The organism is Salegentibacter tibetensis, from assembly GCF_020164485.1.
In the GTDB taxonomy this organism is placed as follows: domain Bacteria; phylum Bacteroidota; class Bacteroidia; order Flavobacteriales; family Flavobacteriaceae; genus Salegentibacter; species Salegentibacter tibetensis.
In genome coordinates this window covers 54,739-65,720 of sequence record NZ_JAIQZA010000024.1, presented here as the reverse complement: position 1 = coordinate 65,720, position 10,982 = coordinate 54,739, and the positions used below count along the sequence as shown (strand labels likewise).

Annotated in this window: 10 protein-coding genes; 7 read left to right on the top strand and 3 right to left on the bottom strand. The window is 36.4% G+C overall.

Annotated elements, in window-relative coordinates:
* Positions 1–186 (bottom strand): hypothetical protein (locus LB467_RS12965; protein WP_224474468.1); only part of this gene is annotated, 186 nt, incomplete at its 3' end.
* Between the two features lie 122 nt (positions 187–308).
* On the opposite strand from LB467_RS12965, the gene LB467_RS12960 reads away from it, so the two are divergent.
* The 5 genes from LB467_RS12960 (at position 309) to LB467_RS12940 (ending at position 6,623) form a co-directional block, all read left to right on the top strand.
* Positions 309–2,174 (top strand): DUF389 domain-containing protein, encoded by a 1,866-nt coding sequence (locus LB467_RS12960; protein WP_224474467.1) that lies wholly within the window; start codon positions 309–311, stop codon positions 2,172–2,174.
* Positions 2,175–2,458: 284 nt separating this feature from the next.
* Positions 2,459–4,393, top strand: coding sequence for a hypothetical protein (locus LB467_RS12955; RefSeq protein WP_224474466.1), 1,935 nt, complete (start codon positions 2,459–2,461; stop codon positions 4,391–4,393).
* The gene (locus LB467_RS12950; protein WP_224474465.1) at positions 4,393–5,217 is read left to right on the top strand and encodes a DUF2490 domain-containing protein; all 825 of its coding nucleotides are present in this window, start codon (positions 4,393–4,395) and stop codon (positions 5,215–5,217) included. The genes LB467_RS12955 and LB467_RS12950 overlap by 1 nt, the downstream gene beginning before the upstream one ends.
* Positions 5,218–5,334: 117 nt before the next feature.
* The gene (locus tag LB467_RS12945) at positions 5,335–5,814 is read left to right on the top strand and encodes a DUF4168 domain-containing protein (protein ID WP_224474464.1); all 480 of its coding nucleotides are present in this window, start codon (positions 5,335–5,337) and stop codon (positions 5,812–5,814) included.
* Positions 5,815–6,044: 230 nt separating this feature from the next.
* Entirely contained in the window at positions 6,045–6,623 is a 579-nt protein-coding gene (locus LB467_RS12940) for a M48 family metalloprotease (protein ID WP_224474463.1), read from the top strand.
* Here LB467_RS12940 and LB467_RS12935 read toward each other — a convergent pair.
* Positions 6,620–8,146 (bottom strand): GH3 family domain-containing protein, encoded by a 1,527-nt coding sequence (locus tag LB467_RS12935; RefSeq protein WP_224474462.1) that lies wholly within the window; start codon positions 8,144–8,146, stop codon positions 6,620–6,622. The two genes, LB467_RS12940 and LB467_RS12935, sit on opposite strands and share 4 nt — an antisense overlap.
* 108 nt (positions 8,147–8,254) lie before the next feature.
* Complete coding sequence (locus tag LB467_RS12930; protein WP_224474461.1) at positions 8,255–9,814, bottom strand: NAD(P)/FAD-dependent oxidoreductase; 1,560 nt, start codon at positions 9,812–9,814, stop codon at positions 8,255–8,257.
* 484 nt (positions 9,815–10,298) lie between these two features.
* Between LB467_RS12930 and LB467_RS12925 the strand changes: the two genes are divergently transcribed.
* Both LB467_RS12925 and LB467_RS12920 read left to right on the top strand, forming a co-directional pair.
* A complete protein-coding gene (locus LB467_RS12925; RefSeq protein WP_224474460.1) occupies positions 10,299–10,667 on the top strand; it encodes a response regulator in 369 nt (122 codons plus the stop codon).
* Positions 10,668–10,904: a DUF3820 family protein gene (locus LB467_RS12920; protein ID WP_224474459.1), complete on the top strand. Its 237-nt coding sequence runs from the start codon at positions 10,668–10,670 to the stop codon at positions 10,902–10,904.
* The last annotated feature ends 78 nt before the right edge of the window (positions 10,905–10,982 follow it).

Genomic DNA, 10,982 nt, shown 5'->3' with positions numbered 1-10,982 from the left:
AAATGACTGACTGTGTGTGAGCCTTTTCGTTGATAACTCATAGCTCGAAAATATAGATTTTTTCGCAATACTAAAGTGCTGCAATAAAATTGCAGGGTTTAAATCCCTTTTTTGAGACCAATTAAAACGATTTGCAGCCGAAGTGGCTGCGAATAATATGATCGCAGTAAAATTTTCTTGTTTCATTTCGCAGAATTATTTTTACTGAAATTAGAAAAAATGTATTGGTTAACTCCAAAACTCTGGTTAAACTTTTAGTGTCGATTTCAAAAAGCCTTATCTTGCCCATGCAATCGCAATAAGTAACTATGCTGTATATATTACATCATCCTGAAGATAAGGAAAAAGTGGAAAAAGATATTTTCCCCTTGTTAGAAAATACCGAAAAACAGACAATAGATTATCCTGATACAGATTTTGAAGCTAAAAAAAATGATATTATAGTAACTTATTTAAGCGATGAGTTTTTAAGGGAGTTTTTACCAAGAGCGGCAAAGAAAAATTTAAAAATTGGCATTCTACCTCATCCTGAAAATACATATACAACTAAGGGTTTAGGTATTTCCGATGATCCCGAAACAGTTTTGGAAGAGATTCTTGAGAATGAGGAGGTACATAAATTAGATATGCTCTATTGCAATGATATTCCCGTATTCCAATCGGTTAATATTGGTAATGTTTTTATTTTTACTGAAGACCACCAGAACAATAATTTCTTCCGGGAAGTTTTTTCTTTCTTTAAAAATATCCGACGTTTATCCTCCCTTTCCCATAATTCATACGAAATCAGTTCAGAGGATGAAAAAATTATCCAAACCTCGGCATTGGGAATTATAGTTGTAGAACATGCTTTTAGTTCAGTTGTAGCAAAAAGATTAGTGTCAGGCAGTTCTTTAAACGATGGAATGTTTACCGCGCTTATTATTTCGCCCACCAATTTATTACAACTAATATGGTTTTTATTACGCAGTTTAATTCCGGGAAGAAAGCAATTAGATAAAACTCCTTATTTTATTGGAAGAATAAAAACCCCCAATTTAAGTATCAAAAATACTTCTTCAATTAAATTTACTGTAGATGGTGAAAAAGAAGAGACCGAAAAAATAACACTCAGGGTAGAACAGGAATCACTTTGCCTTGTACAGGCAAGTAAATATTGCACCGAAAAAGAGGAAGCCAACCTTAAAAAAAGTAATAAAACCGATACCCTACCTACCGGCGAAAAACGTGAGGAACTAACCAAACGTACCATCCCTATTTTGCCAAGAGCGACCACCGAAGAATTTCAGGAGTTATTTAAGGTGTTACGCGAAAACTCAAAATCCAGTTCCATTTATGTGGTGATGATGATCCTTTCAACACTTATCGCCACTTTCGGACTTTTCGCTAATTCTTCCCCGGTGATTATTGGTGCGATGATCCTGGCACCCATTATTTCGCCTATCGTATCTTTTGCTATGGGAATGGTACGTTACGATACCAATATGCTTAAACGCGGAATTATAACTATTCTTATTGGTACGGGAGTTTCGTTATTATTCTCGTCAGGGGTTACCCTTATAATACCCATAAAACTAATTACTTCTGAAGTAGACGCCCGGCTCTCTCCCACCCTTCTGGATATGGGAATTGCGGTGGCCTCTGGTGTGGCTGCAGCATACGCGCACGCTAAAGAAGGTATTGCAAAAAGCCTTGCGGGAGTTGCTATTGCAGTTGCCCTGGTACCACCATTGGCAGTGGCTGGAATTGGAATTGGCTGGTGGGACTGGGATGTGTTTTCCGGAGCATTTTTATTGTACCTAACCAACCTCGCCGGAATTATCATGTTTGCAGGAATTACGTTTCTTATCCTGGGCTTTGCTCCTTTTAAAAGAGCCAAGCTTGGTTTGATTTACACCCTGATTTTAATTGGTATGGTGATGGTGCCGCTCTCCCTTTCATTTAACCGAATTAAGAAAGAAGCCAGCATTACCCGGGAGTTAGAAGGTTCTACAGTTAACGAATTGGTAATTAGAAACGTAAAAGTAAGGTTTGGGGATCCACTAAGGGTTTCCCTAACACTTGTAGGACCAGAAAATCTGGATGGAAATCAACTTCGGGAAATCAAAGAAAAACTAGAAGAAGATATTGGTGAACCTATTAGTCTGGAAGTAATTACTGCCCGGGGATTTTAGGAAATGTGGAATAAATCTACACTTCTGTAGAATTAATCACACCTACTCCAAACTTGGGCCACTCCTGCAAAAATAGTATTCGGAATTCGCTAAGTCCTTAGGTGTTGTAAGACCTCAAGGCCACCCTGTTTTTCAGCGCTTTGTTATTGGTTAACCTATATCAATTAGCCTACCAATAATGAAATTTCTAAAAATTAAGATTTTTTTTACTTTTTGATGAATTGGCTTAAAAGTTGAATAACTCTGGCTGGAATAAAATTTTCCAATAAAAAAATTGCAAGAATATGAAGAGATCAATACTATTACTCTTTTTAATCAGCTTTATTTCTACCAATCTAATTAGTCAGAATTATTCTTACGACAGTATTTACCAACCCATTCCGGGAATAACAGGTAAAGCCCAATTTACTTACAAACTTGCCAATGAGGATAAGAAAATAAAAGACGGTGAATTTACTTTTGTAAGAGAAAACAAGGATAGTTTAGCAGAAACATCTGCTACCTACAATTTCTGGGAAGGAAATTACGAAAACAACCAAAAAGTTGATAATTGGAGCTATGAAATTAAGCACCATATCGTAAAAATAAATGAAATTTCAGATGTAGAACTGGATTACGATATTCTTACTGAAGATGAAACCATAAAACTATCTTATAAAGATGGTTACCCTGAGGGAGATGTTTTAATGGAAACTATCCTGTATAATGATGGCAACCGTGTTAAAACCCTGGAATACCTAAAAACCCAATTTCAGAATCAAAGAATGACGGGAAGGTTCGATTATATTGTTGCAAACAGGGATAACGATAGTATTTCAGTTATAGGAAATATGGTTAATGGTTTAATGGATGGAATCTGGGAGTTTAATTATTTCGCAGAAGATCTTCAGGAAATTAGAACTTACGAGAGAGGCGTTTTATTAAGCCTGGAGCGCAATAGAAATGGTAGAACAATTGAGGAAATTGAGTATCCGTTAAGCGAAGGCTTGCAAGCGGCATTGGCCAATGAGCAAACAGACGTGGAGCTGGCAAACCGCCCTTTAAGCTTAATCTTTAGTGATGGTTACCCAAGAACGTCCAAATATATTCAAGCCCAGAAAAAAGGTGAAAAACTAATTCAGAATATTTTCAAGGCTATATTTAAATACGATCCCCAGATAGATCCGATGGAGCAGCTTCCATTAGGTGCTAACCGCGCATTTTACCCACTTAGTTCTGAAGAAGAAAACGCCCTGGAAGAATGGAAGGAAATTGAAAATAAATACCGAAAAAATATTGATAGCATCACCAATCTGGAAATTGAAAATCTAAACCTTGTTAAGAATAATGATATTCAAAGAGCTTTAAAATGGAAGCAGAAACAAGACTCTCTCAATGAATATATAAAACCCTGGAACGATATTCTTTATAAAGACCAATTGCCATTTTACAACCGTAAAGGTTTATTGATTGATTATGCCAAAAAATTATTAGCTAAGGATACTATTAAAGTTGGAGGCGAAAAAATTATTTATGATTACACAAATGAACTGGAATCAGAAAACTTTTTGCTGTATGTTACCGAAAATTTTAAAGAAAGAAATAAGCTGGCAGACAGTCTAATATTAAATCTAACTTCAGCAATAGAAGATTTACGATTGGATCAGGAAATTGGACGTTTAAATGATGAAATTTCTCGTATTAGAAAAAATACAGACGAGCTATACAGCAATAAACTTGAAGACGAATCTCTCAATAAAATCGTAAAGCAAACCAAGAACAATTTTTACCGGGATAGCTTACCACAATTAGTGAATAGTTTCCTAGAAGATGCCGAAGATGATGCATTGCAGATAGAGCGCGGTAATAGGATTATAAGACAATTAGGTCTTCTGGAAACAATATGGGAAACAGGAGAGCGCATTACTAAACTTGAAGGCAAAATAGACACTCTTTATACCGAATATACTTTTGACCCCTTCACTTATAGTGACCAGGTGCCGGTTAGAAAAAAGAAAAGCCTATACAACGAGATCAACAACACTATTATTCAAGGTTTAAAAGAACAGGCCTGGGATGCATATCGCGATCCTGAAGAGGTGCTAAGAAAATTGAACTCTATTCAACGAATGCAAGACAGGTTAGTTTTTATGATAGATAAAAACACAAAAAGCTTAGAAAGAAAATTACGTAGAACCGACTCTTTTGATGAGAAATTAGAGCTACTTAGAAGCCTGTAATGAAGAAAATATACACGCTGATTTTTTTAGTGTTAATTGGGTATTCTTCTTCAGCACAAGAAGAAAACCAAGCATCACTTTTAAATAATGATTACGAAAAAGAATTCACACACACCACGGGGCTTTGGACGGGATTATATACCAAGTACCGGCTTAATGAAAAACTGTTTTACTACGGGGAATATCATTTTAGACGAAGAAATAATTTTGTGAACGATATGGCTCAAATCTACTTAAGATTTGGGCTCACCTATTTAATAAATCCAAAAGTAGAACTTACCGCCGGTGTCGTAACACCTTTTTACTGGGCTCCGGAACAGGATCTTGCAAACCAGGATAATATAGTACCACAATACAGGCTATGGCAACAAATGGTTTTAGTACAGCCTTTTGATAGATTGAAACTTTACCATCAATTTAGGTTTGAGCAAAGATGGAGAAGGGATTATATTGAAGATTCGCCATTTGATCTAACCTATAGATTTAGGTATAAGATAACGGCTTATTACCCATTAAATAATTACAAACTTGTCAATAACACCCTGTTTCTTTCGTTTTATGAGGAAGTTTTTGTACAGGCCGGAAAAACAATCACCTACGATTATCTAGAAGATAACAGGATGTTCCTTGGCCTTGGCTATATATTAAACCAAAACATTCAATTTCAGGTAGGTTATATGTGGACTTTTAGATACAAAGACGGCCCTAACAGTTTTGAACACAGACACATACCTAGAATAAGTATTTATCACAATTTAGATTTTCACCGGATGAGAATAGAGAAACAAAAAGAAAAAATTAGGGTTTTAGACCAGGAATTTTAACGATGGTCTAAAATTGAGTTAAGTTTCTCTAAAAAATAGAAATTAAGTTCTAATATCTTTTGAATCACACTATGCTATCTTTAGATTGCACCCCATTAAAAACTTTAAACAAAGATTATGATTAAATCAAAGAAGATTGCAGGTTTATTATTTGCTTTTGCATTAGGAACAGCAAGTGTATTTGCACAGACACAACAGCTACCGCAGCAACAGCAACAAGCCGTAGAAGTAGATGTTAGTGATGAAGAGCTTTCTAAATTTGCTGATGCTTACCAGATGATAAGAATGGTAAACCAAAAAGCGCAGCAGGAGATGGCGAAGAAAGTAGAAGATAGCGGATTTGACATTCAACGTTTTAATGAAATTCACCAGGCTTCTTTAGATCCAAATGCCGAAGTTGAAGTAACTAAAGAAGAAAAAACCAAGCACGCAGAGGTAGTTGCAGAAATTGAAAGTATGCAAGGCGAATTCCAGGAAGAAATGGAAAGTGCTATTTCAGAACAAGGTCTTGACATTCAGCGTTATGAAAAGATTGCTATGGCACTTCAGACCGATACTGAATTACAACAGAGATTACAGCAGTTAATGCAAGGATAATTTCTGAACATTTCTTAGAAATTTATAAAAAAAGACCACCTTTCAAAGATGGTCTTTTTTTATGTTTAATTTATAACTTCATTTTTGGTATAAACTGCAACTATGCTATATTTTTAGCCAGATACCAATAATAATTTAATTTGAAACCTACTCCTAAAATATATCTTATATTAATTATGACAATCCTGTTAAGTCAATGGGATTGTAGCACCCTCTATGCGCAAAAAACAATGAAACAAAAAGACAGCTTAATATTTGAAAATAAAATAGTCCCAGATGAAATCTGGAGGGAAACTTATGTGGCACTTTCTCATTACCCAGAATTAAAAGACACGCCTATTGAATTCAAATTCAAATCCAAGATCCAAAAATCTTTTATGCAGGCGCAGCCAAAAGTTTCGGGTTTACTAAAGAATAAAAAGAAGCGTTCTTACTTTGTGATGATTAGCGAACACATAAAAATTGAAGATGAAGTCTTTGATGTTAAAAATGTACCATCAGAAGTATTAATAGGATGGATTGGCCACGAATTGGGCCACATTATGGATTACCGTGAACGCAGTGCTTTTAATATGGTTTGGTTTGGAATTAAATACCTTACCTCAAAAAGGTATATTCAGGAAGCAGAGAGAGCTGCAGATACCTACGCTGTAAACCACGGCCTTGGTAAGTATATTATTGCTACTAAAGATTTTATCCTGAATCACACTCATCTGGCCGATGCTTATAAAGCAAGAATCAAGAAGCTTTATCTCTCACAGGAAGAAATTATGGCACTAATTGATGAAATAGACGAAGCCAACGATTAAGCCGTCTGCTCCTTTACAAACTTTTCCCATTTAGCAAACTTCTCCTCGTTCATTACTTTCTCCATTTTCACCTGTCCGCCTTTTTTCTTATTGGCGGCGCTCCATTCAGGAAAAATTTCCGGGTGAATTTTTGTTACCTTAACGCCTTTTAATGCTTTAGAACGAGCAACCTTATAATTCTTATTGGCATTTTTTAAAGATTCATCCAAAGCTTCCGTCAACTCCTCTTCGGAAGTATCACCTTCAGTTCCTAAATACCAGTGGTGATGAAATTCCCCATCAATTCTTACGGCTGCCAGGGTAAATTCAGGAATTTTAATATCGAATTTATCTTCAAGCTCCTGCACCGCATCATTCATTTTATTTACAGAAAGCTGGGAACCAACTACATTTAGGAAAAACTTGGTCCTTCCAGTGATCTTTATTTCATGGCGGGCTACATCGGTAAATTTAATGGTATCCCCAATTAAATACCTCCAGGCACCAGAAACCGTACTAATTAAAAGAATATAATCTTCTTCCTCCTTTACTTCTGAAATTGAAATTACAGGCGCATCTTTAGATATAGATCCATCCTGATTTACATATTCAGCTTTAAACGGAACAAATTCAAAATAGATCCCATTATTGAGAGCAAGTTTCATGGAATGCGTTTCCGGCCTTTGCTGGTAAGCTATAAAACCTTCAGAAGCCAGGTAGGTATCAATTATAATAATTGGATGTTTTAAAAGTGCATTAAAGCTTTTTTCATAGGGTTCAAAAGCCACCCCACCAGAGGTATAGACCTTTAGATTTGGCCAGATCTCGTGAATATTATCAACTTTATGATATTCAATAACCTTCTTCATCATTAATTCCAACCAGGAGGGAATTCCGCTTAAAGCACCAATATCCCAGTTCCTGGCATTTTCAGCAATGCGTTGTACACGCTCGTCCCATTCTTCGATTTTAGAAATTTCTTCCCCGGGTTTGTAGTAACCTTTAAACCAGAAAGGAATTTTACTGGCAGATATCCCACTGATTTCACCCTCTTCATGGTCGCCTTCCTTCTGCAAATCAGTAGAGCTTCCCAGCATCATGATCTCTTTTTCAAAGAAATCGTTGGGAAGATCGAAATTACTTAAAGCGCCTACCTGATCAATTCCGGTTTGCCTAATAGCATCTACCATATCTTCGGTTACCGGAATACGCTTACTGGATTTGCCGGTTGTACCAGAACTTAGTGCAAAGTAGGGAGGTTTTCCAGGCCAGGTTACATCTTCTTCACCTTCGTGCATTTTGCTCCACCATTCATTATTGATTTTGTTATAATCAAAATAAGGAATTTTTCTAGCAAACATTTTTGGAATATCATCAGCTTTTAAAATTGCCTCAAAATCATAGTGTTTACCAAACTGGGTATCTTTTGCTTTTTTAAGCAGCTTCTTTAAAATTTCCAGTTGTGCTTCTTGTGCTTCGGGTTGAGAAACAATAGAATCCCTAAGGTCTATTATTTTTTTTATAATTGAACCTACTATGGCCATAATACTGCTATTTATTAGTGGTTATTTTCAAAAAATGAAGATAAAAAAAACCAAAATCAACACTATTAATCTCTTGACAATTATCAATAATTTAACCTTTATAGATCGCTAAGATTTTTGCAAACTCTTCACGCATTTTTCGGCACATCTTTCACCGTCTATAGCTGCTGAAATTATACCGCCGGCATAACCGGCTCCTTCCCCGCAGGGATAAAGTCCTTTTATTTGCACGTGCTCAAAACTATAAGGATCTCGAGGGATTCTTACCGGTGAAGAAGTTCTTGATTCCGGGGCGTGAACCACGGCATCGTTGGTTAAGAATCCACGCATACTTTTATTGAATTCTTTAAACCCTTCTTGCAAAGTTTTATGAATAAAACCAGGAAAAACTTTTTCTAATTCAGCTGAAGTCACTCCGGGTTTATAAGAAGTTGCCGGCAAATTTGCAGAAACTTTTCCCTCGGTAAAATCTACCAAACGCTGAGCCGGGACCTTTTGTGTGCTTCCGCCTTCCAGCCAGGCTTTTTGTTCTATTTGCTTCTGGAATTCCATTGCTGCCAGCGGATTCTTTTCTGAACCTTTAAAATCTGAAAGCCTCAACTCTACCACGATTCCCGAATTAGCAGTAGGTTGATCTCGCTTGCTGGGAGACCAGCCATTAGTTACTACTTCCCCGGGAGCGGTGGCACAAGGAGCTATTATTCCACCGGGGCACATACAAAATGAATACATTCCCCTTCCTCCTATTTGCTTTACGATACTATACGGTGAGGGCGGAAGAAATTCTCCCCTGGAATCACATTTATACTGAATTTGATCTATAAGTTCCTGCGGATGTTCTACCCTAACCCCAAGTGCAAAAGCCTTGGCTTCTATTTTTATATTTTTTCTATATAAAAGTTCAAAAATATCCCTGGCCGAATGTCCCGTAGCCAGGATGATTTTCTTCGCTTTAATAGTTTCACCTTTTAAAGTTTTAATTCCGGCAACTTCATTATCAGCAATAAGAATATCGGTTAGCCGGGTTTCAAAGAGAACCTCTCCCCCACAAGTAATGATGCGTTCGCGAATATCTGCAATAATCGCCGGAAGCTTGTTTGTACCAATATGAGGATGCGCATTTACCATTATTTCGGGAGTAGCACCAAAACCCACGAGTAATTTCAGGATTCTATCTACATCCCCGCGTTTTTTAGATCGGGTGTAGAGCTTACCATCACTATAAGTACCGGCGCCTCCTTCTCCAAAACAATAATTGGAATCCTCATTTACAATATGTTCAATATTTAGTGCCTTTAGATCGCGGCGACGCGTTCTAACATCCTTTCCGCGTTCAATGATAATCGGTTTAAATCCGAGTTCAATACAACGCAATGCGGCAAATAAACCGGCAGGACCGGCTCCCACAATTATGATTTCCTCTTTATTTTTGACATCCTGATAATCTGGGAGGAATATCTTTTCTTCAGAAAACTCTTCATTTACGTAAACATCAACTTTTAAATTGATCTTTACAGCTTTCTGCCTGGCATCAATCGAGCGTTTCAGGATCTTTACGTAATTAATATCCTTCAAAGCGATGCCGCCGTAGCGGGAAACTGCTTTTTTAAGTTTTTGCTGATTTGCAGCTTCTTCGGGGCTTAACCTTATTTGATACTGATACTTCATTTTATAAAATCTACAACAAAAATATACTTTTCTAATTTATCCGGTAAATTTCAAAATTTAAGATATCTGTAAAATAAAGGGCAATCCAGAAGATTTTTTTTATGCCATTCTAAAATTTTAACTTATTTTACAAACCCAAATATTTTATTCTTATTTAAATGAATTTAACCTCACGCTATCCGATGGTTTCCTATGTAGAAACCTCATCTGAAGTTCAATCAATTTACGATGACATTAAGAAAACCCTTCAACTCCCATTTATATTAAACTGGTTTATGCGTCAGGTTAACAAGGCTACTTTCCTATGTAAGAGAGTTATCAAGAACCCAGGGTATTGTTCCGCTTTTTGAGGTTTTTGACGATAAGACCTGTAAAGAATATCTTCTACCAAAACTTAAAAATCTTCCGAAGAAATAGATCAGGTTTTGCGAGAAGTAATTGAAATGCCCAATACCCAATTAAACCAATTAAAAGGAAATGAGTTATGAGTACCATTATTCTTGTAGACGACCAGCCCATAGCTAATTTTATTACCCGAAAACTTTTGGAAATTGAAGGATATAATAAAGATGTTGTAGATTTCACCAATCCCGAAGAAGCCTTATCCTATTTGGATGACAAGCAAAACACACTTATTTTTTTAGATCTGAACATGCCCGAAATGAATGGCTTCGAGTTCATGGATTCTTTAAAAGCTATAGGCCAAAAACATAGAATTATTATTCTCACCTCCAGCACCAGTGCTGTTGACCGGAAAAGAGCTGAAGAATATCCTTCGGTGATAGATTATGTAGAAAAGCCTTTAAACAAAAATAAGTTCACCCAACTTCAACCCTTTTTGCAAGAATTGTAAATGAGCATAAAACCCAATCAAAAAGCGCTTTTAGAACTTGCCCACGCTAAAATGCATTTTGGAAAATACAAAGGCTATTATTTAAGCGACATTCCCGAATATTATTTGGTTTGGTATCGCCAAAAAGGTTTCCCTGAAGGCAAACTCGGTCAGCAAATGAGTGAGGTCTTTGAACTTAAACTCAACGGGATGGAACAATTGCTTAGAGATATAAGAAGAAAGTTTCCAAAACCCTGAATTTTCCTCAGTTTAAAAGGCGGTTTTAACTTTAAAAATATTAGGTTTAAATTTAACGGCTTTTCTATTCTTCTTTGT

Bases quoted from the DNA above. Each gene is read 5' to 3' on its own strand.
- LB467_RS12960 (WP_224474467.1), top strand. From the start codon at position 309: ATGCTGTATATATTACATCATCCTGAAGATAAGGAAAAAGTGGAAAAA.
- LB467_RS12955 (WP_224474466.1), top strand. From the start codon at position 2,459: ATGAAGAGATCAATACTATTACTCTTTTTAATCAGCTTTATTTCTACC.
- LB467_RS12950 (WP_224474465.1), top strand. From the start codon at position 4,393: ATGAAGAAAATATACACGCTGATTTTTTTAGTGTTAATTGGGTATTCT.
- LB467_RS12945 (WP_224474464.1), top strand. From the start codon at position 5,335: ATGATTAAATCAAAGAAGATTGCAGGTTTATTATTTGCTTTTGCATTA.
- LB467_RS12940 (WP_224474463.1), top strand. From the start codon at position 6,045: ATGAAACAAAAAGACAGCTTAATATTTGAAAATAAAATAGTCCCAGAT.
- LB467_RS12935 (WP_224474462.1), bottom strand. From the start codon at position 8,146: ATGGCCATAGTAGGTTCAATTATAAAAAAAATAATAGACCTTAGGGAT.
- LB467_RS12930 (WP_224474461.1), bottom strand. From the start codon at position 9,814: ATGAAGTATCAGTATCAAATAAGGTTAAGCCCCGAAGAAGCTGCAAAT.
- LB467_RS12925 (WP_224474460.1), top strand. From the start codon at position 10,299: ATGAGTACCATTATTCTTGTAGACGACCAGCCCATAGCTAATTTTATT.
- LB467_RS12920 (WP_224474459.1), top strand. From the start codon at position 10,668: ATGAGCATAAAACCCAATCAAAAAGCGCTTTTAGAACTTGCCCACGCT.